Source organism: Micromonospora sp. C41, assembly GCF_018070485.1.
GTDB classification, from domain to species: Bacteria; Actinomycetota; Actinomycetes; order Mycobacteriales; family Micromonosporaceae; genus Micromonospora; species Micromonospora chalcea.
In genome coordinates, this window is record NZ_JAGPXP010000033.1 from 1 (window position 1) to 21,807 (window position 21,807).

The 21,807-nt window shown below is 75.3% G+C and carries 26 protein-coding genes; 20 read left to right on the forward strand and 6 right to left on the reverse strand.

All coding sequences use genetic code 11. The features are described 5' to 3' along the window. Positions 1–223: hotdog fold thioesterase (locus KBX43_RS26340; RefSeq protein ID WP_210887648.1), on the reverse strand; the 223-nt coding region annotated here is incomplete at its 3' end. A gap of 1 nt (position 224) precedes the next feature. Next, the gene (gene paaK / locus KBX43_RS26345) at positions 225–1,532 is read right to left on the reverse strand and encodes a phenylacetate--CoA ligase PaaK (protein WP_210887651.1); all 1,308 of its coding nucleotides are present in this window, start codon (positions 1,530–1,532) and stop codon (positions 225–227) included. 202 nt (positions 1,533–1,734) lie between these two features. Between paaK and KBX43_RS26350 the strand changes: the two genes are divergently transcribed. Continuing rightward, a complete protein-coding gene (locus KBX43_RS26350) occupies positions 1,735–2,232 on the forward strand; it encodes a CrcB family protein (RefSeq protein WP_210887654.1) in 498 nt (165 codons plus the stop codon). Between the two features lie 22 nt (positions 2,233–2,254). Continuing rightward, complete coding sequence (locus KBX43_RS26355) at positions 2,255–2,617, forward strand: CrcB family protein (RefSeq protein WP_113972850.1); 363 nt, start codon at positions 2,255–2,257, stop codon at positions 2,615–2,617. A gap of 9 nt (positions 2,618–2,626) precedes the next feature. Here KBX43_RS26355 and KBX43_RS26360 read toward each other — a convergent pair whose 3' ends face one another. Then, on the reverse strand, positions 2,627–2,959 hold the full coding sequence (locus KBX43_RS26360; protein ID WP_030499339.1) for a hypothetical protein: 333 nt from the start codon (positions 2,957–2,959) through the stop codon (positions 2,627–2,629). An 88-nt stretch (positions 2,960–3,047) separates the two neighbouring features. Further along, positions 3,048–4,307, reverse strand: coding sequence for an MFS transporter (locus KBX43_RS26365; RefSeq protein ID WP_064445752.1), 1,260 nt, complete (start codon positions 4,305–4,307; stop codon positions 3,048–3,050). A gap of 118 nt (positions 4,308–4,425) precedes the next feature. Here KBX43_RS26365 and KBX43_RS26370 point away from each other — a divergent pair, with 118 nt between their 5' ends. From KBX43_RS26370 to KBX43_RS26455, 18 genes are all read left to right on the forward strand, one after another. Continuing rightward, positions 4,426–5,415, forward strand: coding sequence for a LacI family DNA-binding transcriptional regulator (locus KBX43_RS26370; protein WP_210887657.1), 990 nt, complete (start codon positions 4,426–4,428; stop codon positions 5,413–5,415). Between the two features lie 32 nt (positions 5,416–5,447). Beyond that, on the forward strand, positions 5,448–5,699 hold the full coding sequence (locus tag KBX43_RS26375; RefSeq protein ID WP_247677750.1) for a hypothetical protein: 252 nt from the start codon (positions 5,448–5,450) through the stop codon (positions 5,697–5,699). Between the two features lie 179 nt (positions 5,700–5,878). Beyond that, on the forward strand, positions 5,879–6,715 hold the full coding sequence (locus KBX43_RS26380; protein ID WP_247677751.1) for a DUF3153 domain-containing protein: 837 nt from the start codon (positions 5,879–5,881) through the stop codon (positions 6,713–6,715). Between the two features lie 66 nt (positions 6,716–6,781). Continuing rightward, positions 6,782–7,198, forward strand: a complete 417-nt coding sequence (locus tag KBX43_RS26385; RefSeq protein ID WP_307851587.1) for a hypothetical protein — start codon at positions 6,782–6,784, stop codon at positions 7,196–7,198. A gap of 13 nt (positions 7,199–7,211) precedes the next feature. Then, positions 7,212–7,820 (forward strand): glycine zipper family protein, encoded by a 609-nt coding sequence (locus KBX43_RS26390; RefSeq protein ID WP_210887660.1) that lies wholly within the window; start codon positions 7,212–7,214, stop codon positions 7,818–7,820. Then, on the forward strand, positions 7,817–8,497 hold the full coding sequence (locus KBX43_RS26395) for a carboxypeptidase-like regulatory domain-containing protein (RefSeq protein ID WP_210887663.1): 681 nt from the start codon (positions 7,817–7,819) through the stop codon (positions 8,495–8,497). Before KBX43_RS26390 ends, KBX43_RS26395 begins: the two co-directional genes overlap by 4 nt. 16 nt (positions 8,498–8,513) lie before the next feature. Next, a complete protein-coding gene (locus KBX43_RS26400; RefSeq protein ID WP_104114129.1) occupies positions 8,514–9,770 on the forward strand; it encodes a phage tail sheath subtilisin-like domain-containing protein in 1,257 nt (418 codons plus the stop codon). Between the two features lies 1 nt (position 9,771). Further along, positions 9,772–10,254: a phage tail protein gene (locus KBX43_RS26405; RefSeq protein WP_209962162.1), complete on the forward strand. Its 483-nt coding sequence runs from the start codon at positions 9,772–9,774 to the stop codon at positions 10,252–10,254. A gap of 1,270 nt (positions 10,255–11,524) precedes the next feature. Further along, positions 11,525–11,665 carry a hypothetical protein gene (locus KBX43_RS31730; RefSeq protein WP_231915426.1) on the forward strand — a complete coding sequence of 47 codons (141 nt, stop codon included), beginning with the start codon at positions 11,525–11,527 and terminating at the stop codon, positions 11,663–11,665. Next, a complete protein-coding gene (locus KBX43_RS26415; protein ID WP_210887669.1) occupies positions 11,665–12,423 on the forward strand; it encodes a hypothetical protein in 759 nt (252 codons plus the stop codon). Before KBX43_RS31730 ends, KBX43_RS26415 begins: the two co-directional genes overlap by 1 nt. 49 nt (positions 12,424–12,472) lie before the next feature. Then, the gene (locus tag KBX43_RS26420; protein WP_210887672.1) at positions 12,473–14,044 is read left to right on the forward strand and encodes a phage baseplate assembly protein V; all 1,572 of its coding nucleotides are present in this window, start codon (positions 12,473–12,475) and stop codon (positions 14,042–14,044) included. Beyond that, positions 14,044–14,382: a hypothetical protein gene (locus KBX43_RS26425; RefSeq protein WP_064445743.1), complete on the forward strand. Its 339-nt coding sequence runs from the start codon at positions 14,044–14,046 to the stop codon at positions 14,380–14,382. Before KBX43_RS26420 ends, KBX43_RS26425 begins: the two co-directional genes overlap by 1 nt. Further along, positions 14,379–14,819, forward strand: a complete 441-nt coding sequence (locus tag KBX43_RS26430; RefSeq protein ID WP_064445742.1) for a GPW/gp25 family protein — start codon at positions 14,379–14,381, stop codon at positions 14,817–14,819. Before KBX43_RS26425 ends, KBX43_RS26430 begins: the two co-directional genes overlap by 4 nt. Continuing rightward, positions 14,816–17,440, forward strand: a complete 2,625-nt coding sequence (locus tag KBX43_RS26435; RefSeq protein WP_210887675.1) for a putative baseplate assembly protein — start codon at positions 14,816–14,818, stop codon at positions 17,438–17,440. Before KBX43_RS26430 ends, KBX43_RS26435 begins: the two co-directional genes overlap by 4 nt. After that, positions 17,421–18,056 (forward strand): phage tail protein, encoded by a 636-nt coding sequence (locus KBX43_RS26440; RefSeq protein WP_210887678.1) that lies wholly within the window; start codon positions 17,421–17,423, stop codon positions 18,054–18,056. Before KBX43_RS26435 ends, KBX43_RS26440 begins: the two co-directional genes overlap by 20 nt. Beyond that, a complete protein-coding gene (locus KBX43_RS26445; protein WP_210887681.1) occupies positions 18,053–18,973 on the forward strand; it encodes a hypothetical protein in 921 nt (306 codons plus the stop codon). Before KBX43_RS26440 ends, KBX43_RS26445 begins: the two co-directional genes overlap by 4 nt. Further along, complete coding sequence (locus KBX43_RS26450) at positions 18,970–19,446, forward strand: hypothetical protein (RefSeq protein WP_064445738.1); 477 nt, start codon at positions 18,970–18,972, stop codon at positions 19,444–19,446. Before KBX43_RS26445 ends, KBX43_RS26450 begins: the two co-directional genes overlap by 4 nt. A gap of 18 nt (positions 19,447–19,464) precedes the next feature. Further along, the gene (locus tag KBX43_RS26455) at positions 19,465–20,229 is read left to right on the forward strand and encodes a hypothetical protein (RefSeq protein ID WP_210887683.1); all 765 of its coding nucleotides are present in this window, start codon (positions 19,465–19,467) and stop codon (positions 20,227–20,229) included. Here KBX43_RS26455 and KBX43_RS26460 read toward each other — a convergent pair. Beyond that, positions 20,222–20,836 (reverse strand): bifunctional 4-hydroxy-2-oxoglutarate aldolase/2-dehydro-3-deoxy-phosphogluconate aldolase, encoded by a 615-nt coding sequence (locus tag KBX43_RS26460; RefSeq protein WP_210887686.1) that lies wholly within the window; start codon positions 20,834–20,836, stop codon positions 20,222–20,224. The genes KBX43_RS26455 and KBX43_RS26460 overlap by 8 nt on opposite strands. After that, entirely contained in the window at positions 20,833–21,783 is a 951-nt protein-coding gene (locus KBX43_RS26465; RefSeq protein ID WP_307851589.1) for a sugar kinase, read from the reverse strand. Before KBX43_RS26465 ends, KBX43_RS26460 begins: the two co-directional genes overlap by 4 nt. Between the last annotated feature and the right edge of the window lie 24 nt (positions 21,784–21,807).

Here is a 21,807-nt window from a genome sequence, read left to right on the forward strand (position 1 = left end):
CCGGGCCGTGGCTGTTGCAGGCGAGCGCGAACGCGGTGTCGGCGAGCAGGAACACGAAGCCGCCGTGCCCGATCGCGTGCCCGTTGAGCATCGCCGGGGTGACCCGCATCCGCGCCACCGCCGCGCCGTCACCGGCCGAGACGAGTTCGATGCCGAGCCCCTTGGACGCCACGTCGGCGTCGAACATGTCGTGCGCCGCGGTGCGGCCGCCGTCGTCCGCCATGTCAGCGCTCCCGCCGCTGGTCGACGATGCGGCGCATCTTGCCCATCGACCGTTCCACCCCGTCCGGTTCGATCACCCGCACCGCGACGGAGACGCCGATGGTGTTCTTGACCTGCTCGGCCAGGGCCGCGCCGGCCCGCTCGGCCTCGTCGGCGGCGGCGTCCGCGCGCCGCTCCACGTGGACGGCGAGCGTGTCCATCCGCCCCCGCCGGTCGAGCACGCACTGGAAGTGCGGCGACAGGGCCGGGGTACGCAGGATCAGCTCCTCGATCTGCGTCGGGAAGATGTTCACCCCCCGGACGATCATCATGTCGTCGGTCCGTCCGGTGATCTTCTCGATCCGCCGCATCGGGCGGGCCGTGCCGGGCAGCAGCCGGGTCAGGTCCCGGGTGCGGTAGCGGACCACCGGCATGGCCTCCTTGGTCAGCGAGGTCAGCACCAGCTCGCCCCGCTGTCCGTCGGGCAGCACCTCCCCGGTCACCGGGTCGATGATCTCCGGGTAGAAGTGGTCCTCCCACAGGTGCAGGCCGTCCTTGGTCTCCACGCACTCGACCGCCACCCCCGGGCCCATCACCTCGGACAGGCCGTAGATGTCCAGCGCGTGCATGTCCAGGCGCTGCTCCAGCTCACGGCGCATGTCCTCGGTCCACGGCTCGGCGCCGAAGACGCCCACCCGCAGCGAGGTGGCGCGCGGGTCGACGCCCTGGCGTTCCATCTCGTCCACGATGGCGAGCATGTAGCTCGGGGTCACCATGATGACCTCCGGTTCGAGGTCGCGGATCAGCATGACCTGGCGCTCGGTCATGCCACCGGAGACCGGGACGACGGTGCAGCCCAGCTCCTCGGCGCCGTAGTGCGCGCCGAGGCCGCCGGTGAACAGCCCGTAGCCGTACGCGACGTGCACCCGGTCACCGCGGCGGCCACCGGCGGCCCGGATCGAGCGGGCCATCAGCTTCGCCCAGGTGTCCAGGTCGGCGCGGGTGTAGCCGACCACAGTCGGGCGTCCGGTGGTGCCGGAGGACGCGTGCAGCCGGGCGATCCGCTCGCGGGGCACCGCGAACATGCCGAACGGGTAGTTCTCCCGCAGCTCGGCCTTCGTGGTGAACGGGAAGCGGGCCAGGTCGGTCAACTCGCGCAGGTCGCCCGGGTGCGCGCCGGCGTCGTCGAACGCGCGGCGGTAGTGCGGCACGTTGTCGTACGCGTGCCGCAGCGAGTGGCGCAGCCGGTCCAGCTGCAGGGCGCGCAGCTCGTCGACGCCGATCCGCTCGACGGGATCCAGCTCGTCCGGACGAGGGGTGCGGTCCTGCACGGCTTCCTCCTGGCGCGACGGGCCCCGGGCACCGCCGCGCCGGGCGCTGCCGCCCACCGTACGCCCCTCATCCCTCCCCCACCCCCCTCCCCCGTGATCTTGCACTTGCCGCCCCTCGGGTGTCCGCTTCGCGCGCAATGCCGGGGCTGGAACCGCAAGATCACCGAGAGCGGGGGCGCGGGCGGACGGCGGGAGCGGGGTTATGCTCGCGGGGGCGGTGGGAGGTGTGGTGTCGGATCCGCGCGTTGATCCGGACGTCGACCTGCGCGTACCGGCGGACCGGTCGGAACTGTCCGCGCACCCGGCGGCCGTGCTCGGCGTGATCGCCGCCGGTGGCGTGTTCGGCGCGCTCGCGCGGGCGGGCGCGCAGGCGGCGGTGCCACACCGGCCCGGCGAGTTTCCGTGGGCCACGTTCGCCGTCAACGTCACCGGCTGCCTGCTGATCGGTGCGCTGACGGCAATGCTCGCCGCCCGCCCGGCCCACCCGCTGACCCGGCCGTTCCTCGGCGTCGGCGTGCTCGGCGGGTTCACCACGTTCTCCGCGTACGCGGTCGACGCGCAGCGGCTGCTGACCGACGGCGCGGCGGCGACGGCGGGCGTCTACCTGGCCGCCACGGTGCTCGGCGCGCTGGCCGCGGTCGCGGCCGGGGACGCGGCGACAGCGCGCCTGCTGGCCGCCCGGCACGGGCGGGCCCCGTGACCGCCCAGACGGTGGCGGGCCGATGACCGTCCTGCTGATCGCGCTCGGCGCCGCGCTCGGCGCGCCGCTGCGCTACCTGACCGACCGGGCGGTGCAGGCCCGGCACGGCTCACCGTTCCCGTGGGGCACGCTCACCGTGAACGTGTCCGGGTCGCTGCTGCTCGGCGGCCTGCTCGCGGCGCCCGTCGACCCGGCGGTGACCGCGCTGGTCGGCACCGGTTTCTGCGGCGCGCTGACCACCTGGTCGACGCTGAGCTACGAGACGCTGCGCCTGGCCCGCACCGGGAAGCGCCGCCTCGCGTACGCGAATGCGGCGCTCAGCGTGGCCGCGGGCCTGGGCGCGGCGTTCCTGGGCTACGCCCTCGTCACCGCGCTGACCGGCTGACCGCGCCGGTCAGCGGGCCCGGCGTTCCGGGTGGGCCCGGTTCCACGCCCGCATCCGCTCCGGGTAGCCGGTGCGGGCCGCCTCGTACAGCGGCACCGCGTGCTTCTGGGCGATCTTGCCGGCGGCGCGGGGCGAGCCGGTACGGCGGCGGATCCACTCACCGTCGTGCGCGATGGCGACGACTGTGGTGTCGGTGGCGGTGGTCTCCGGTTCCAGGTAGAACTCGACCCCGCGCCGGCTGGTGACGAACGCCTCCAGCTGCGCCAGGTCCTCCTTGGTCGCCTCGCGGTCGAGCTTCGTGGGCGTCGTCGGGTCGGCGGCCCGGCGGCTGAACCAGCCCATGCCCGCCTCCTCTCCTCGGCGTTCGCTCCAGTGCAGCACGCCGGCCTGGCAGGCGGCTGGGAGCGCGGTGGGAGTCGGCTGGACCGGCTCAGCCGACCTTCGCCGCCGCTGCGCCGGCCGGCGTGTCCGGCGCGGCGGGGCGCTCCCGCAGCACCGGCACCAGCGCGAGCGTGGGCAGCAGGAGCAGCGGCACCACGCCGAGCGCGGACAGCACGCCGAAGTGGTCGCCGAGGAAGCCGAGCAGCGGCGGCCCGGCCAGGAAGGCGGTGTAGCCGATCACCGCGACCACGCTCACCCGGGCCGGGGCCTTGTCCTCGTCGTCGGCGACGGCGCTCATCCCGACCGGGAAGCCGAGCGAGGCGCCGAGCCCCCACAGCGCGACGCCGACCACCGCGAGGGGGCCGTTCCCGGCCAGTACGGCGAGCGCCGCGCCGGCGGACGCCATCGCGATGGTGGTGAACAGGACCGGCACCCGGCCCCACCTGTCGATGGCGACGGTGCCGACGGTGCGGCCGATCGTCATGCCCACCACGAACACGCCGAAGACCGCGGCGCCGACCGCTTCGTCGACCCCGTACCCGTCGACGAACGCCACCGCGAGCCAGTCGTTGGCACTGCCCTCGGTGAACGCCATGACCAGCACGAGCAGGCCGACCAGCAGGGTGCGGGGCTCGCGCCAGGCGGCCAGCAGCGCCTGCCGCCGGGCGGCCGGCTCCCCGGCCCCGGCCGCCTCGGCGGTGGCCGCGAGGAATGCCCGGGCGCCGACCAGCGTGCCGGCCAGGATCAGCACGGACAGGACCGGCAGGTGCACGCCCACGGGTACGCCGAAGTGCGCGGCGCCGGCGCCGAGCCCGGCCCCGGCCACCGAGCCGAGACTCCAGGCGGCGTGGAACCGGGGCAGGATGGTGTAGCCGAGGCGCTTCTCCACGGCCGCGCCCTCGACGTTCATCGCCACGTCGCACATGCCGGAGCCGAAGCCGAACGCGGCGAGGCCGAACCCCACCCCGACGACCGAGCCGACCAGGCTGGCGGACAGACCCGCCACGGTCAGGCCGAGCGAGACCAGCACCACCGACACGGCGACAGTGCGCGCGGGCCCGAGCCGCTGGGTGACCAGGCCGGCCGTCGGCATGGCCAGCAGCGAACCCGCCGACGCGCAGAGCAGCAGCAGGCCGAGCCGCCCCGGGTTGAGGTCGAGCGCCTCCTGGGCCGCCGGGACCCGGGAGAACCAGCTCGCCACCGCGAGCCCGTTGAGGGCGAAGACGACGGCGACGCCGTTGCGGGCGGTCAGCACCGCCCGGGGCGCCGGTGGCCGCTTTCCGGCCGGTGCGTCGATGGTGCTGCTCACGGTGCGGTGGTCCCTTCCCCCGTCTGGTTCCCGACGACAATCGCACACCTGAGAGCGCTTCCACCACAAGCGCCGTTATGGCTTCGCCCATCCGCGCCGGAGCAGGCATGATGCGGACATGGGTACGCCGACCGCACGTCCCGCCACGCTCGACGACGTCGCCCGCGGCGCCGGGGTGTCCCGGGCCACCGCCTCCCGGGTGCTCGGCGGCTACGGGTTCGCCTCGGCGGACGCCCGCGCCCGGGTGCACGCCGCCGCCGAGCACCTCGGCTACGTACCGGACCTCGCGGCCCGGTCGCTGGTGCGCGGAGCGGGCGTACGCCTGGTGGTGGCCGTGGTGGGCCGCGACGACACCGTGCTGGACGACCCGTACGTGCACCGGGTGGTGGGCGCGGCGTCGCGGGTGGGCGCGCCGCACGGCGTCGGGGTGGCGCTGGAGTGGCTGCCGCTGGTCGACCCGTCCGGGCTGACCCGGCTGGGCGCCGACCGGGGCGTGTGCGGGGTGATCCTGGTCAACACGACCCAGGCCGCGCTGGACGCGGTGCCGCCGAGGCTGCGCGGCCGGGTCGTCTCGATCGGTCAGGGCTCTCCGGCGGTGCCGTCGTTCGACGTCGACAACGCCGGTGGCGCGGGTGAGGTGCTGCGTCACCTGTACGCCACCGGCCGGCGCCGCGTCGTCATGGTCACCGGGCCGCGCTGGTTGAGCTGCGCCGAGCGTTCGGTGACCGCGTACCGGGAGCTGATGCGGGAGTCCGGGTCGCCGGAGCGGCTGGTCACCGGCGACTTCACCGCGGCGCGGGGCGGCCGGGCGGCACTGGAGGCGCTGCGCCGGTGGCCGGACGCCGACGCGGTCTACGCGGCCAGCGACGCCACCGCGTTCGGCGTGATCGCCGCGCTGCGCGGGCGCGGCGTGCGGGTGCCGCACGACGTGGCGGTGGCCGGGTTCGACGACCTGCCGTACGCGGCGATCAGCAGCCCGCCGCTGACCACCGCGACCCATCCGGTGGACCGGATCGCCGCCGCCGCGGCCACGGCCGTGCTGACGCGCGCGCCGGTCGCCCCGAGCACCGCGTTCCCGTCGACGCTGGTGGCCCGCGAGAGCGCCTGACGGTCGATGGGTACGGCGAAGGAGGGCCTCCGGTGGGCGGTGTCATGACGTGGATGTACCGGGGCGGCCGGGTGGTGCTGCGCCGTCGCCGCCGCGAGCCGGTCCGGCTGGTCGAGGTGCCGGTGGCGCAGCGGCCACCGATCCTGCGCCGGCATCTCGCGCTCTCTCCCGGCGCGCGCCCGCACGCGCCCGTGGACCGGCGCGCCCCGCTCGCCGACTTCGCCCGGGTCGCCCCCGGCCTCCCGGTCTTCCGGATCGTCGCGGCGGAGTCCCCGGCGCGGTGACCCGCCGCCCGGGTCGTCACCGGGAACCCCGGCGGAACGGCGACACGACAATCCTTCAGAATATCGATCGCTCACGTTTTCGAGGTCGTCCGAATGGGAGAGGACGCCGGTAAGATCGGCGACAGAACGGCGACCGATCACGGACTGCCCGGCGGGCTGCACCGGCTCACACTGAGCGCATGAATACGAGACTCCGCCGCAGCCGGGCATTCCGCCTCGCGGTGTGTCTCGCCCTCGTGGCGATATTGAGCGGCTGCATGCAGCTCAACCTCGGGCTGACCATGAACGACGACGACACGGTCTCCGGTCAGCTCCTGCTCACCGCGCCGAAGTCCGTGCTCAAGCAGCGCAACCCGGACCCGGCGGTGGCCTTCGCGGAACTGCGGCCGAACATTCCCTCACTTCCGCCCGGAGCGGAGACCCGGTACGAGGATGCCACCTCGTACGGCATTCAGATCACGTACCGGAAAACACCGCTGGCACAATTCACGAGCGAAAGCGTGAATCTTGTCCGGGACGATGATCTGTATCGCTTCTCGCTCCCGCTGGACCCGAAGAAATACGGCGGCAAGTTCGGGCAGCAGGATCCGCGCCAGCAGCAGGCGTTCATGACGCTGATGGCGTTCGAGATCTCGGTGACGTTCCCCGGCCGGGTGCTCGACACCAACGGCACTGTCACCGGGCGCTCGGTCACCTGGAAGGTGGTCGCCAACCAGCCCAAGCCGTCCGAGCTGCGCGCCGTCGCCCAGGCGCCCCCGCCGCCGGCCACCAGCCCGGCCGCCGTGGTGACCGGTGACGGTTCCTTCCCGTGGCTGCCGGTGGTGGCCGCCGTGGTCGTCCTGCTGCTGGTCGCCGCCGTCGTGCTCGTGCTGCTGATGCGGCGGCGGCGCTCCCGCGGCGGCCCGGACGCGACGGCGACCACCGGCCCGGGCGTGCCGGCCGACCCCGCCCCGGCCTCCACCGGCGCCCCGGCCGCGTCCGACGCACCGACTCGACCCGCCGGTCCGCCGGCCTGAGCCCACCGACCACCGACGGCGTCCGCGCCGGCGGCCCACCAGCACACCGGGCGGAGGCTGGGTCACGTGACCCGGAACGCCGCCGCACCATCCCACCCCGACCTGCACCACCGCACCACCGAAAAGAGGGGGATCGCCGTGAACGATCTCTTCACCTGGGCCGCCCTGGGCAGCCTGACCGGCGCCAGCGCCGCCACCCTGCTCGCCGCGAACGTCATCGGCGGGCTGATCGGCCCGAGCGGCGACAAGGCGCGCAAGTGGATCGCGCTGGGCTTCGCGCTCCTGCTGTCCTACCTGACCGCCGCGTTCGCCGCCGACGCCGGCCCGGAGAAGTGGATCATCGCGTTCTTCAACGGGCTGGTGATCTTCTCCGCCGCGCTCGGCGTCAACCAGCTCCCCCCTGGTAACCGGCAGGCGACGCAGGCGTCGCCGGCCCAGCTCGCCCAGGGCCACGAGCCCCGCTACGTCCGCTCCTGGGTCTGAGAGAGGTGACCCCATGATCTTCGGCATCCTCAGCGCCGCCGTCCAGGTCGTCTTCGGCGCCGCACTCGGGCAACTCGCCGCCGGCACCGTCGGCCTGCTGGCCGGCGCGGTCGTCGGCCTGCTCGTCGGCGCGCCGTTCGGCTGGGCGTCCGCGTCCGCCGGCACGTACGGCGCCGACCCGAAGGGGATCTTCCTGTTCGTGGTCGACCACACCTGGAGCCTGCTCAACACGTTCGCCGGGGCGCTCTTCCTGGCCCTGCACCTGGTCTTCGGCCACCAGCTCGACCGGATCGTCTCGGCTGGCAGCGGCCGGGTCAACGTGATCGAGGGCGTCTCACCCCGGTACGCGACCACGATCGGCACCGTGTGCGCCGGCTCCAGCCCGGGCATCCAGCGCCACGAGGACGTGCACGTGTTCCAGGCCCGGCTGCTCGGCCCGTTCTACCTGCCGCTCGTGGCTCTCAACTACGTGCTGTTCACCATCGCCCCGGTGTGGCTGCTCTGGCACGACCACACCAACGCGCCGATCAACCGGTTCACCCGCTACTTCGAGATCGGCGTCTACCCGCACGTGTGGAACGAGGCCATCGCGTACCGGATCCAGGGGACGCCACCGCGATGACCGGCGCGATCGAGGCGGCCGTCGCGGACGTCGCGAGCTGGCTCACCGGAGCCGCGGGTGAGCCCGTACCGGTCGGTCCGCCGCGCGACGACCCCGACGGCGGCCTCACGGTCTGGCCGCTGGAGCTGCGGCCGGCCCGGCAGACCGCCACCGGCGGCGCGGCGCGCGAGCCGTACCGGTTCGTGGTCCGCCTGCTGGTCTCCGGCGGCGGGCCGGCGGCGCTGCCCGCGCTGGACCGGGTGCTCGCCGCCGCCACCACGGCGGGCCGGCCGGAACTGGTGCTCGCCACCGGCGACCCGGCGTTGTGGCGGGCGCTCGGCGTGGCGCCCCGGCCGGCGCTGCTGCTGGACGTGCCGGCCCGCATCGACCGGCCGGTCCCGATCGCGCCGCCGGTGCGGCACCCGCTGCGACTGCGGCAGCTCGGCATGCGCACGCTCGACGGCCGGGTGGTCGGCCCGCAGGACCAGCCGCTCGCCGCCGTCCGGGTGGAGCTGGTGGGCACCGCCCAGGCCACCGAGACCGACACCGCCGGCCGGTTCCGGCTGACCGGCGTGCCGCACGACCCCGACGCGCCGGACGCCCCGGTGCGGATCCGGCTGGTCGGCGCGGGACGCGTCCACACCGCCGAACTCGATCCGGACGGCGACCACCTGATCGTCGTCCGCGCGCCCGACTGACGTCCGAGGAGGACCGATGCCCACCTACTTCTCCCCCGGCATCTACGTCGAGGAGGTACCGAGCGGGGCCCGCCCGATCGGACCGGTCGGCATGAGCACCGCCGCCTTCGTCGGGGTCGCGCCCGACCGGGGCGCCCACGTCGGCGAGGCGCTGGCGGTGAACAGCTGGACCGAGTTCCTGCGGCTGTACGCCGACGGCGAGCACCTGGAGAGCACCCCGCTGGCCCGCGCCGTGTTCGGCTTCCTGGACAACGGCGGCACCCGCTGCTGGGTGGTGAACGTCGGCGAGGGCGGCCGCCTCACCGGCACCGGCGGGCGGCGCGGCGGCCTGGAACTGCTGGAGGCGATCGACGAGGTCTCCATAGTGGCCGCGCCCGGCTACCACGACCCGGTCTCGCACGAGGCCCTGATCAGCATGGCCGAGCGGCTGCGCACCATGGTGGCGATCTGCGACCCGCCGCCGGAGGTCACCGACGTCTCCCGGCTCACCCGCGTCGCCACGCCGGGCAAGCCGCCCAAGCCCGCGTCGGCCGCTTCATCCGCGTCGGCCGACAAACCCGCCGAGGGTACGCCGGGCGACGCCGACGACGAACCGCCCGGCACCGGCGGTGACCGGCCCCGGCAGTCGGACTACGCCACCTTCTACTTCCCGTGGATCCGGGTCCGTGACCCGCTCAGCGGCGACCTGGTGCTCACCCCGCCGAGCGGGCACGTCGCCGGCATCTGGGCCCGCACCGACGCGCTGCGCGGCGTGCACAAGGCGCCCGCCAACGAGCCGGTACGCGGCGCCGTCGACCTCGCGTACCGGGTGACCCGGCCGGAGCACGACGTGCTCAACCCCAAGGGCGTCAACGTGATCCGCTTCTTCGCCGGGGAGGGCATCCGGCTGTGGGGCGCCCGTACGCTCGCCGCCGAGGCCAGCGAGTGGCGCTACCTGAACGTGCGGCGGCTGTCCATCTCGATCGAGCAGGCCATCGCGGGCGGCACCCGCTGGATGGTGTTCGAGCCGAACGACTTCACGCTGTGGCGCTCGATCCGCCGCGACATCGGGGCGTTCCTCACCCGGGTGTGGCGCGACGGCGCGCTGCTCGGCCGTACGCCCGAGGAGGCGTTCTTCGTCAAGTGCGACGAGGAGACCAACCCGGCCGACGTCCGCGACGCCGGGATGGTGGTGGCGCACATCGGCATCGCCGTGGTCAAGCCCGCGGAGTTCGTGGTGTTCAAGCTGAGCCAGTGGGCCGGCGGCACCGAGACCGAGACGATCGGAGGCTGACATGCCCACCACCGCGACGCCGCAGCCGGGGGCGCCCGTCGACCCGTACCGCGCCTACCACTTCAAGCTGCTGATCAACGGCATCACCAACGGGCACTTCACCGAGGTCAGCGGCTTCGAGGTGGCGATTCCCGCGCTGTCGTACCGGGAGGCGGGCAACGAGCGCATCCGGGCCGTGCCGGGACAGGTCGAGTACGCCCCGGTCACGCTCCACTTCGGCCTGACCAGCTCGCGTGAGCTGTGGGACTGGGTGAGCGCGGCGGCGAAGGGCACCGTCAACCGGCGCAACGTGTCGGTGGTGCTGCTCGACCCGGCCGGCACAGCCGAGGTGCTGCGCTGGAACATGATCAATGCCTGGCCGACCCGGTGGCGGGGCGCGCACCTGAACACCCTGTCGCAGGAGATCGCCATCGAGGCGCTGACCCTGGCGTACGAGGGCCTGGAACTGGAGGCCGGCGGTGCCGCCGCCCCGGCGGGCGCGTGACCGGCTGGCCCGCGCGCTGCGGGTCACCGCGGATCGCCTGTCCGGTCCGGCCCCGGCCGAGGACGCGCCGTCCTTGCCCGGCCAGCAGCCCGCCCCCGGTCAGCCGCCCGAGCACTGGCGGCGGCTGGTGGCGGCGCACGCCCCCGGCCTGCTGCGCGACCTTCCGCCGGTTTCCGCCCCTCCCCCGCTCTCCGACGAGCGGCGCCAGAGGGGCCGGTGGCGCTGGATGGCACGTTTGATCAACGGACTCGCCGCTTTCCGCAACAGCCCGCCGAGATCTCGGTACGAAAGGACCCCTATAGGGGCCGTTTCCTACCAAGATCTCCCGGAGCTCCTGGGAAGTGGGACGGGGATCTCGGCAAGCGGGAACTCGGAGCCGGGGCGCGGTGCGCGGTCGCCGGGAGCGACGAGTGCCGGGTGGGAAGTGAGCGGGGCGGCGCCCTCCACGCCGACGCCGGGCGCCCGGTCCCACTCGGACGGGGCCTCGCGGTCGTGGGACGACGGGGCGTCTGCGGGTGAACCCGCGAACCGGTTCGTGACGGAGCCGATCGGCTTGGCCGGGGCACCGGAGAGGACGAGAGCGGCGCGTATGCCGGACCGGACCGGATCACCGGGCGCCGTCGGCCCGACCGGTACCGCAAGCACCACGGAAGCCATCGGTGGCGCGCCCCCGGCACGCCGGCCGGTGGTGACTCGCGCCCTCAGGCCGGCCCTCACCGGCACGAGGGGCGCGAGCGGCGACGGCACCGGTCGGCCCACCGACCCGGGCGTGCCCGCTGGCACCGCCGGGCCCGTACACCCCGCCGGCAGCCGGGACACGATCGGATCGCCGGGCCGCGTGAGATCCGGCGAATCGGACCGGCCGTCACCGTCCGAGCGCAGGCCCGGCCCCGACCGGGCGGACCCGCTCCGGAACCTCCCACAGGTCGACCGGGGCCGGCCGACGCGCAGGGACGACATCGCCGGAGCGGACGTGCCGTCCGGTCGAGGGGACACGCCCCCGCTCGCCTTCGCGGCTGCGCCACCGTCGTTGCCGCGCGGACCGGCCCCACGCATCAAGGGCGGTCGAACCGGATCAACGAACGGTCGCGACGGGACAAGGGACGGATCCGTCGCCCAGTACCCGGGGCGCGCCGCCGGCCTGCCGTACCCGGGCGGACACGACCCGGCGTCCGGGGAGAGGCAGGGGCGGTGGCCCGCGCGTCCCACGTACAGCAACCCGTGGCCGGCCCTGCCGGACGGTTCCGACCCGACCCGCACGACGGGCCACGTGGCGACCGGGATGGCCGAGGGCGGCGGGACGCACGCGGATCCGTGGCCGGCGCTCCCGGCCGAACCGGCCTGGCCCGCCCCGCAGCCCACGCGGTGGAGCGACACGGCCCGGCTGGACCGGGAACAGGCGGGTGACTGATGGAGCGCGTCGCCTTCCTCGTGGACGAGTCCGGCACCCGGGTCGACTGCCTGCTCAACCCGGAGACCGTGCAGGTGACCCGGCTGGCCGGGGTACGCCCGCGCGGCGGACCGGACGGGCCGCTGACCGGCGCCGGGCTGGCCGACGACCCGCTGGTCTTCACCGGCGGCGGGCGTACCGAACTGGTCCTGGACCTGCTCTTCGACGTCGACTTCGTGGAGTCGCCGGCCCGGCCCGAGGACGTCCGCGCGCTGACCCGGCCGCTGTGGATGCTGGCGGAGAACTCGGCGGTCGAGCACGGCTGGCTACGCCCGCCGCTGGTCCGCCTGGTCTGGGGCAAGACCTGGAACGTCCCGGGCGTGATCACCGCGATCGCGGAACGCTTCGACGCGTTCACCCTCACCGGTACGCCCCGGCGCTCCTGGCTGCGGCTGAAGCTGGTCCGCGTCGCCGAGGGCGCGGAGGCGGCGCGCGCCGGGTTCGAGGAGGAACTGGCCGCGGCGAGCACACCCGCTGTCGCGCCCGGGTCCGCGGTGGTCGCCGCCGCCGACGGCGCGGCCGAGCCGGGCTGGTCCGGGGTGCGCTTCGACCTGCTCGCCCACGACGCGCTGGGCTCGCCGCTGCGCTGGCGGCTGCTCGCCGAGCACAACCGGATCACCGACCCGCTCACCGTGCCCGCCGGCACCGCGCTCGCCGTCCCGCCGGTCGGCGCCACCACCGTCGCGCCGGACGCCGTCACCGCGGGAGGCACGCCGTGACCCGCCACGCGACCAGCCCGGCGCGGCGAGCGGCCGCCGGGGGTGCGCCGTGAGCCGGGCCGCCCTGGTCACGGTCGACGGGCGACCGCTGGCCGACCCGGCCCGGCTGCGCGGCATCCGCGTCGCCGCCCGCCTCGACCGCCCGGCGCAGTGCGAGCTGACCCTCGCCACCGCTCCCGGCGCGGGTCCGCTCGACCCTCCGGTACGCCCCGGCGCCGCCCTCGACGTCCGCCTCGACGGTCAGGCGGAGGCGCTGTTCACCGGCGAGGTGACAGCAGTCGAGCGGGAGTACGCCGGTGACGGCGCCGCGCTGGCCCGGATCCGGGCGTACGACCCGCTGCACCGGCTGCGCAAGCGGCAGGAGCTGCGCGTGTTCGAGTCGGTGACCGCCGCCGAGCTGGCCGCCGACCTGTGCGCCGGGCTGGGGTTGAGCGTGGCGGCCGAGGACGACGGGCCGCGCCTGGACCGGCTGCTCCAGCACCGGCACACCGACCTCGATCTGCTGTGCGAGGTGGCCGGTCGCGCCGGGCTGCACCTCGGCGTGGACGGTGACCGGTTGCGGCTGTGCACGCTGGACGGCTACGGGGAGCCGCTGCCGTTGACGCTCGGCGAGACGGTGCACGCGCTGCGGATCACCGAGAACCTGGACCGGGCGGGCGCGGAGTGCGCAGTGCTCGGCTGGCACCCGCAGCGCGCCGAGCCGCTGAGCCAGCGCGCGGACGAGGCGCGCAGCGGGCGGCGCATCCCGCTGCGCCCCGACCCGGGCGACGTGGGCGCGGACGGCGTGCGTACCGCTGTGGACCAGCCGGGCCGCAGCGACGACGAGCTGGCCGCGCTGGCCCAGGCCGGGCTGGACGCCCGGGTGGCGGCGCTGGTCACCGCCGAGGGCACCGCGGAGGGCGACCCGGCGCTGCGGCCGGGCCGGCGGATCGCGCTGGCCGGCGTCCCGGAGCCGCTGGCCGGGGTGTACGTGCTCACCGAGGTGGTGCACACGGTGGACGCCGACGGGCACCTGACCCGGTTCTCCACGGCGCCGCCCGGCCCGCCGCCGTCGGCCGCGCCCCCGGCGGCGACTGTCACGCTCGGCACCGTCACCGACGTCGACGACCCGGACGGGCTGGGCCGGGCCCGGGTGACGCTGCCCGCGTACGGCGATCTGGACGCCGGCTGGCTCGCGGTGCTCTGCCCGGGCGCGGGCCGGGGCAAGGGGATCGTCGCGCTGCCCGATCCGGACGACACCGTGCTGGTGGCGCTGCCCGGCGGCGAGCCGGCCTCGGGCGTGGTGCTCGGTTCGCTGTTCGGCGCGGTCGAGCCGTACGACACCGGGATCGTGTCCGGCCGCTCGCGGCGCTGGTCGATGCGGACCGGCACCGGGCAGTCCATCGTGATCGACGACGACGGGCGCACGCTGCGGCTGGCCACCGACGCGGGCAGCTTCGTCGAGCTGCGTCCCGAGCTGACCACCGTGCACGCCGCCGGTGACCTGGTGCTCTCCGCGCCCGGCCGGGCCGTCGTGGTACGCGGCCGCACCGTCGACTTCCTGCACGCCCCGGCGGCCGAGGACGCCGAGACCGCCGCCGCGCAGGCCCGTACGCTCGCCCGTTCCGCCGGAGGTGGCTGATGCGCTGGATCCACCGCGACTCGCTGATCACCTGCGGACACGACGGGCGGGTGAGCAACCGCCCGTCCCAGCAGTGGGTGACGGTCCAGGCCGTGCCGGTGCTGATCCGCCCCGACCCGGAGGGGCGCGACATCACCGCCTGCCCCAACTACGGCCCGACGATCAAACCGTGCCTGCACACGCTGACCGTGACAGTGGGTTACAGCACGTGGGTGCGGGTGGACCGGCAGCCGGTGGTGCTGTCGCACCTGGACGGCCTGACCGACGGCACCCCGCCGGGCACCGTGCACCACCAGGTCCGCGACGTGCGGCAGAGCTTCCTGGGGGCGGACGCATGAGGGCCTTCCGCTTCGTCGGCGCCGGCTTCGACGCCGGCCGCGCCGGTGGTCTCGCGCTCACCGCCGCAGGCTCGCTCGCCATGACCGACGGCGACGAGACGGTACGCCAGGCGCTGTACCTGCTGCTGTCCACCACGCCCGGGGAGCGGCTGATGCGTCCCGGGTACGGGTCGCGGCTGCACCGGCTCGTCTTCGCGCCCAACGACGACACCACCGCCGGGCTGGCGATCCACTACGTGCGGCAGGCAATCCGGCGCTGGGAGCCCCGGGTCGAGGTGCTCGACGTGGACGCCGGCCCCGACCCGGACGACCCGTGGCGCCTGGTGATCCGGCTCGACTACCGGGTGCGGGCCAGCCTCTCCCCCGGCCACCTGGTGTTCTCCGTCGACCTGCTGCCCGCCGACGAGGAAACCGGAGACGAGGAGGGCACGTCATGACGCTGCCGGTGCCGCACCTGGACGACCGCGCCTTCCTCGACCTGGTCACCGAGGCGCGGGAACGCATCGCCCGGTCCTGCCCGGACTGGACGGACCTGTCCGCGCACGACCCGGGCATGGCGCTGGTGGAGGCGTTCGCGTACCTGACCGAGGTGATGATCTACCGGCTGAACCAGTTGCCGGAGAAGGCGTACGTGGCGTTCCTGAACCTGCTCGGCGTCACCCGGCATCCACCGGCGGCGGCCTGGGCGGACGTGCGCCTGACCCGTACCGGCCCGGACCGCGGCCCGGTGCGGGTGCCGGCCGGCACCCGGGTCGCCGCGGCCCGCGGCGCGGACCCCCGGCCGGTCGTCTTCGTGACCACCGAACCGGCGGTGCTGCCTGCCGGGGAGACCACGACGACGGTACGTGTGCACCACTGCGAGCCGGTCGAGGCGGAGCTGCTGGGCACCGGCACCGGGCAGCCCGGTCAGGTGTTGCGGGCCGGCCGTGCGCCGCTGACCCGTACCACCGAGGCGCTTGATCTGCTACTCGGGGTGGAGGTGCCGGCCGGTTCGGTGGAGCTGGGCGCGGCCGCCCGCGAGCACGAGGGGCGCACGTACGAGATCTGGCGGCCGGTGGACAGCTTCGCCGGTGTCGGCCCGCAGGCGAAGGTCTACCTGGTGGACCGGGCCTCCGGGGTGGTCACGTTCGCCCCGGCGCTGGACCTGCGCCCGGACACCGAAGCCGCTCCGGCCGTCGAGGGGGCTGCCGGGGCGACCACAGTGGCGGCGGTGCCGCCGGCCGGACGGCAGGTGCGGCTCTGGTACCGCTGCGGCGGCGGACCGGCCGGCAACGTCGCGGCGGGCGTGCTGACCAGCCTGCGCGACCCGCTGCCCGGGGTGAAGGTGGACAACCCGGAGCCGGCCACCGGTGGGCGGGAACTGGAGACGCTGGAGTCGGTGCTGGCGCGCGGGCCGTACGAGTTCTTCGCCCAGCAGCGCGCGGTGACCGCCCGGGACTTCGAGATCCTGGCCACCGGCTCCGGGGCGGTGGCGCGGGCGCGGGCGTTCACCCGGGCCGCCGTCTACAGCTTCGCCCGGCCCGGCGAGGTCGAGGTGGTGCTGGTGCCGTACGTGCCGGAGGCGGCCCGTCCCGGCGGCCGGCTGCCGGTGGCGGTGCTGCGCGAGCACGAGGTGGAGGAGGCCCGCCGCCGGGTCGAGGCCGACCTGGAACGCCGCCGTGCCCTGGGTACGGCGGTGCGGGCCGGCTGGGCGCGCTACAAGGCGGTGTCCATCAGGGCCCGGGTGGTGGTGCGCCGCGAGGAGGACGTGGACGCGGTGCGCCGCCGCATCCACGACCGGCTGCACCAGACGCTCAGCCCGCTGCCGACGCCGCTGAACCCGGTCGGCTGGGCGTTCGGCGAGCCGCTGCGCGCCTCCAACGTGTACCGGATGCTGGAGCACGCCGAGCCGGGTGTGCGCTACGTCGAGTCGGTGCGGTTCGTGGTCGACGAGGCGCCGGACGCGCAGGTACGGACCGTGGCGGTGGACCAGTACCAGGCCGACACCTGGTACGCCGGCGGCGGCCCGGTGCTGTTCCGCTCCACCAACGCGGGGGCGGGCTGGGAACCGGCCGGCCGGTTCGACGACGAGACGGTGGTGCGGGTGGTGCCCGCGCCCGCCCCGGTACGCCCCGGCGTGGTCCCCCGGGCCGGTTCGGTGGCGGTGGTGACGGCCCGCGACGCCGGCGGCTCCCGGGTCCGGCTGAGCACCGACCTGGGTGAGACGTGGACGCTGCTGACCGACCTCGACTCCGGCGTACGCGATCTGGCCTGGATCGACCGGGACGGCACCGGCGCGCTGCTGCTGGCCACCGACGCGGGCCTGTACGAGGTGCCGCTGCTACCCGGCGCGGTGCCGTTGCAGATCCTGGTCGACCCGGCCGACGCCGACCGGGGCTTCTACGCGGTGCGCGCGTTCGTCTCCGAGCGCGGCGCACCAGGGGTGGCTGTCGCCGCGCAGGCCGGATTCGGCGTCTACCTGTCCACCGCGGCCGGGCGGCCCGGCACGTTCGCCCACGTCGGCCTCGCCAACGTCGACAACCGGATCCTCGCCGTCCAGTACGACGGCCCGGCCACGCTGCTGTGGTGCGGCGCGGGCGAGCCGGACCCGAAGAAGCCCGGCCAGGGCTGCCACCGCACCCGGCTGTTCGAGTCGGACGTGAAGTGGCAGTCGATGGCATCAGGCTGGATCGGCGGCACCTGCCGCGACCTGGCGTTCAGCGGCCCGCTCGCGCTCGCCGCGACGCAGAGCGGCGGCGTGGTCCGCCTCGACACGCTCGCCGGGCAGCCGCAGTGGTCGCCGGTGATGGTCAACTGCGGCCTGCCGCTGCGGGACCGCACCCGGTTCGTCCCGGTCGACACCATCGCCGCCACCGCGCCCACCGGCACGCCCGGCGCCGGGCGGCTGGTGCTCGCCGGCGGCGAGCGCGGCGTGTTCCGCAGCGGCGACGGCGAGGACTGGACGGCGAGCGCCAACCAGGCCACCGCCGACGTGGTCACCGTCCCCGGCACCTGGCTGCTCTGCTCCGGCGAGCACGACATCGAGGTGGTGCGGCAGGATGCGCCGAGCGGCGATTGAGCGGCTGCTGCCGGCCGCGTACCAGCGGGCCGCCGGCCCGGGCAGCGTGCTGGGCGCGCTGCTGGACGTGATGGAGGCGCTGCACGCCCCGGACGAGGCGGTGCTCGCCGACGTCGACGCGCTGTTCGGGGCGTACCGGACGCCGGACGGGTTCGTGGCGTACCTGACCCGCTGGGTGGCGATGGACCACGTGGTCGCCGCGCCCCGCGCCGACGCGCCGCTGCCGTTGCCGGCGGGCCGGCTGCGGGACCTGGTGGCGCACGGCGCGCTGCTGGCCCGGTGGCGCGGCACCCCGTACGGCATGCGGACCGCGCTGGAGCTGGCCACCGGCGTGACCGGGTTCGTGCTGGACGAACCGCCGGAGCGGCCGTTCCACCTGGTGGTGCGGGTGCCACCGGCCGCCGCCGACCGGCTCGCGCTGGTCACCCGCATCGTCGAGGCGGAGAAACCGGCGGCGGTCACCGTCGAGGTCGTCACCGGGGACCCGCCCGACCCGGGCCCGCCGCCCACGCCCGAGCCGGACGATGCCGAGCCCGCCGCCGGGGTGGCGACGGTGCGCGCGGTCGGCCGGGCGCACGTACCCGCACCCCACGATCCGCCCGAGGAGCCGTCATGACCACCGAATGGACAGTCGTCGCCGCCGCCGAACAGTTCACCCTGGACGCCCGCAACAGCGGTGAGCTGACGTTCACCGTGTCGAACCCGGGCACCGCGCCGGACACCGTCGTCTTCGACGTCGCGCCCGGCGAGGGCAGCCAGCGGGCCTGGTTCACCGTGGCCGAGCCGCAGCGGGTGGTGCCCGGGCAGGGCTCGGTGTCGTTCCTGGCACGCCTGGCCGTGCCGCCCGGCACGCCGCCCCGGCGCTACGACATGACCGGGTTCGCGTACTCGGCGAACACCGCGCCGGAGGAGAGTTCCCGCTCCAGCGGCCGGGTCACGTACGACGTGCGGGCCGTCGTACCCCCGAAGCGCGCGCCGTGGCCGTGGATCGCGGCCGCCGCGGCGCTGGTGCTGGTCGTGGCCGGGGTGGTGGCCTGGCTGGTGACCCGCGGACCGGACACCCCCGCGCCGCCGCAGGCCGACGCGGTGACCGTGGAGGCGGAGACGCTGGTCTCCGGCGCGACGGTGCAGTCCACCACCGGCGCGAAGGCGGACGTGGTGGCGCAAAAGAACTGCTGCGACGTGGTGTGGTCCGGCGACGCCCAGCTGTTCTTCCTGGGCCGGGGCGTCGGCGACCGGGTCACCGTGCAGGTGGATCTGCCGTCCGACGGCACCTGGCGGTTCTCCACCGTGCGGACCACGTCGTTCGACTACGCGAACACGATCTGGCTGGTCGACGGGAGGCAGGTCGGCGACACGTTCTTCGGGTTCACCCCGACGGTGGTCCGCACCGACGAGGTGGACGTGGGGACCCTGGAGCTGACCCGCGGCCCGCACAAGCTGACGCTCGTGGCGGTGAGCAAGACGCAGGGCACCGACAGGTACTTCGCGGGCGTGGACGAGATCCGCTTCACGCCCGTCGTCCGGCCATGACCACCAGGCAGAAGGTGCTGCTGGTGGCGGTGGCAGTGCTGCTGGTGGCGCTGTACGTGGTGGCGGTGGCCGGACGCCGCGACGACAGGGGCGACCCGGCGGCCGGGCCGGGCGCGCTGGCCCGGCTGGGACGCGGGTCCGGGACGGTCGACCCGGCGACGGTGGCGGTGAACTGCCTGCCGCCGGCCGCCGAACCGGCCACCACCGCCGACGGGGTGACGCTCACCTTCGGCACGGTGTGCCGGCTGCGGGTGGCCGACCCGGGCGCGCTGCGCACGCTGGTGCTGCGCGGCACGACACCGTTCGAGGTGACCGCCCGCGCGCCGGGCGACGCGGACGTGACGGTCACCGACGAGGTCGCGCCCGACGCGGACGGCCCGGCGGTGGCGAAGGTGGCTGTTGACCGGGAGACCGAGGTGCTCCTGCGGTGTCCGGGAGGTGGTGGATGTTCGGTCACGCTGGCCCGGTCCTGACCGGGACGGAGACGCGGCATGGGTGAGTTGCGCAAGCCGTTCCTGCTGCTGGCCCTGCTCGCGGTGGCGCTCGTGGTCGGCGTGGAGCTGGGCGCGGCGGCGCTGACCGGCGGCGGCGACGCGAGCGGCGCGCTGCGGGAGCGCGCCGGGCAGCTCGGCGTCGAGCTGGGCGACGTCGGCGCGGTGTCCGAGCCGTCCGGGCGGGGCATCGGCTACCTCGCGCTGATCGACGTGGTGGCGCTCTGGACGACCGGGCTGTTCTGCCTGAGCCTGGTGCTGCCGGACCGGGTGCAGGGCCGGGTGCAGGGCGCGGCCACGCTCGTCTTCTCGATCGTGCTGCTGCTGGTGTCGCTGGTCCTGCTGGTCGTCGCGTTCGTCGAGCTGACGGTGATGGTGTCGCTGTTCCTGGCGCCGCCGTTCGGCACGCTGGCGTACCTCGCGGTGTGGGGGTTCTTCCCGGTCGGCGACGCGGCGGTGCTGCTCGGGCTGGCGCTGCTGCTCAAACTGGTCTGGGCCGGGCTGCTGCTCGCCGCCCAGCCCCGGTTCCTGCGCAACAAGGGCCTCGTCGCGCTGGTGCTGACCACGCTGCTGTGCACAGTGGCGCTGCAGTTCCTGCACGGCCTGGTGCCGGTGATCCTGGTCAGCATCCTGGACGACCTGGGCGCCGTGGTGTTCGCGGTGGTGGCGCTGATCTGGGCGCTGGTGCTGCTGATCGGGTCGATCCCGGCGATCGTGAAGGCGATCCGGACCACCGCCACCACGTCCGGCCGTACCGTCACCTGACCGCGCCGCCGGCCGCGAGCGTGGCCAGGCGCGGCAGTTGCGCCGGGTCGGTGAGCGCCGACCCGACCGCCACCACGCGCGCCCCGGCGGCGAGGAAGTCACCCGCGTTGCCGGCGTCGACGCCGCCGGTGGCCACGAACCGGGCCTCCGGCAGCGGCCCGGCGACCGCCCGGAACCAGGCCGGGCCGAGGCTGACCGCCGGGAACGCCTTGAGCCACACCAGGCCGTGGTCGAGCGCCCGCTGCGCCTCGGTCGGGGTGGCCACGCCGGGCAGGTGCGGCACGCCGAGACCGGCCGCCGCGTCGGCCACCGCCAGATCCAGGCCCGGCGCCACCGTGAACGCCGCCCCGGCGGCCACCGCGTCGTGGACCTGCGCCGGGGTACGCACGGTGCCCGCGCCGACGATCCGGTCCCGCCGCCGCCCGGCCGTCACCGCGGCGCGCAGCGCCGGCACCGCTTCCGGGGTACGGATGGGCACCTCCACCACGGCGATGCCGAGATCCCAGGCCAGTTCCGCCAGCCGGACCGTCTCGTCGACAGGCAGGTCGCGCAGGATCACCATCACCCGCGCGTCGCCGAACAGTGCCTCGAAGTCGTGCCCGCTCATCTCCCACTCCCTCCCCTGACCTGCGCGGTCCACATCGTCTCCGGCAGCGCCAGCGCCCGCGCGATCGTCTCCGGATCAGGCGGCGGCGCGGTGTCGCCCGGCACGACCAGCACCGGCGCGGCGGTCAGGTGCCCCAGCCGCAGACAGGCGCGCAGGTCCAGGCCGCGCAGCAGCCCGGACAGGAACCCGGCGGCGAACGCGTCACCCGCGCCGACCGGCTCCACCACGTCCACCGGCAGCGCCGGCACGAACACCGCCGGCCCGGTACGCGGCAGCGCCGTCGCGCCGACCGGCCCGTCCTTGACCACCACCAGTTCCGGGCCGGGCAGCAGGGCACGAACGTCGGCCGGATCGTCCGCAGCCCAGAGCCCGGCCGCCTCGTCCAGCCCGACCAGCACCACGTCGGCGCGGTCGGCCAGGCCGCGCAGGACCGGCCCGGCCCGGTCGGCGGGCCAGAGCGCCGGGCGGTGGTTCACGTCGAAGCTCACCCGCGCGCCGGGCAGCGCCCGCCCGGCCAGCGCTGATACGAGCAGGTCACGGCAGGTGCCGGAGAGCGCCGCGGTGATCCCGGACAGGTGCAGCAGGCGTGCCCCGGCCAGCCCGGAACGCGTGAGGTCGGCGGCACCGAGGCGGCTCGCGGCCGACCCGGCGCGGTGGTAGTGCACGCGGGTGCCGTACGGCCCCGGATCCTTCAGGTAGAGCCCGGTCGGCGCGTCCGGGTCCACGGTGACCAGGCTGACGTCCACGCCCGCGGCGGCGACCTCGGCCACCACCCGCCGCCCGAACGGGTCGTCGCCGACCCGGCTCACCCACGCCGCGCGGTGCCCGAGCCGGGCCAGCCCGGCCGCCACGTTCGACTCCGCGCCGCCCACGCCGACGGTCAGCCGCGCCGCGCGCTCCAGCGACCCGCCGTCGTCAGGGGCGAGCACCACCATCGTCTCGCCCACGCAGACCACCTCCGGCCCGCCCGC

Excerpts from the sequence above, each read along its gene's own strand:
- KBX43_RS26390 (WP_210887660.1), top strand. The coding sequence starts at position 7,212 with ATGATCTTCGGCATCCTCAGCGCCGCCGTCCAGGTCGTCTTCGGCGCC.
- KBX43_RS26405 (WP_209962162.1), top strand. The coding sequence starts at position 9,772 with ATGCCCACCACCGCGACGCCGCAGCCGGGGGCGCCCGTCGACCCGTAC.
- KBX43_RS26425 (WP_064445743.1), top strand. The coding sequence starts at position 14,044 with ATGCGCTGGATCCACCGCGACTCGCTGATCACCTGCGGACACGACGGG.
- KBX43_RS26395 (WP_210887663.1), top strand. The coding sequence starts at position 7,817 with ATGACCGGCGCGATCGAGGCGGCCGTCGCGGACGTCGCGAGCTGGCTC.
- KBX43_RS26430 (WP_064445742.1), top strand. The coding sequence starts at position 14,379 with ATGAGGGCCTTCCGCTTCGTCGGCGCCGGCTTCGACGCCGGCCGCGCC.
- KBX43_RS26435 (WP_210887675.1), top strand. The coding sequence starts at position 14,816 with ATGACGCTGCCGGTGCCGCACCTGGACGACCGCGCCTTCCTCGACCTG.
- KBX43_RS26460 (WP_210887686.1), bottom strand. The coding sequence starts at position 20,836 with ATGAGCGGGCACGACTTCGAGGCACTGTTCGGCGACGCGCGGGTGATG.
- KBX43_RS26445 (WP_210887681.1), top strand. The coding sequence starts at position 18,053 with ATGACCACCGAATGGACAGTCGTCGCCGCCGCCGAACAGTTCACCCTG.
- KBX43_RS26350 (WP_210887654.1), top strand. The coding sequence starts at position 1,735 with ATGCTCGCGGGGGCGGTGGGAGGTGTGGTGTCGGATCCGCGCGTTGAT.
- KBX43_RS26450 (WP_064445738.1), top strand. The coding sequence starts at position 18,970 with ATGACCACCAGGCAGAAGGTGCTGCTGGTGGCGGTGGCAGTGCTGCTG.
- KBX43_RS26415 (WP_210887669.1), top strand. The coding sequence starts at position 11,665 with ATGGAGCGCGTCGCCTTCCTCGTGGACGAGTCCGGCACCCGGGTCGAC.
- KBX43_RS26360 (WP_030499339.1), bottom strand. The coding sequence starts at position 2,959 with ATGGGCTGGTTCAGCCGCCGGGCCGCCGACCCGACGACGCCCACGAAG.
- KBX43_RS26455 (WP_210887683.1), top strand. The coding sequence starts at position 19,465 with ATGGGTGAGTTGCGCAAGCCGTTCCTGCTGCTGGCCCTGCTCGCGGTG.
- KBX43_RS26370 (WP_210887657.1), top strand. The coding sequence starts at position 4,426 with ATGGGTACGCCGACCGCACGTCCCGCCACGCTCGACGACGTCGCCCGC.
- KBX43_RS26440 (WP_210887678.1), top strand. The coding sequence starts at position 17,421 with ATGCGCCGAGCGGCGATTGAGCGGCTGCTGCCGGCCGCGTACCAGCGG.
- KBX43_RS26380 (WP_247677751.1), top strand. The coding sequence starts at position 5,879 with ATGAATACGAGACTCCGCCGCAGCCGGGCATTCCGCCTCGCGGTGTGT.
- KBX43_RS26400 (WP_104114129.1), top strand. The coding sequence starts at position 8,514 with ATGCCCACCTACTTCTCCCCCGGCATCTACGTCGAGGAGGTACCGAGC.
- KBX43_RS26355 (WP_113972850.1), top strand. The coding sequence starts at position 2,255 with ATGACCGTCCTGCTGATCGCGCTCGGCGCCGCGCTCGGCGCGCCGCTG.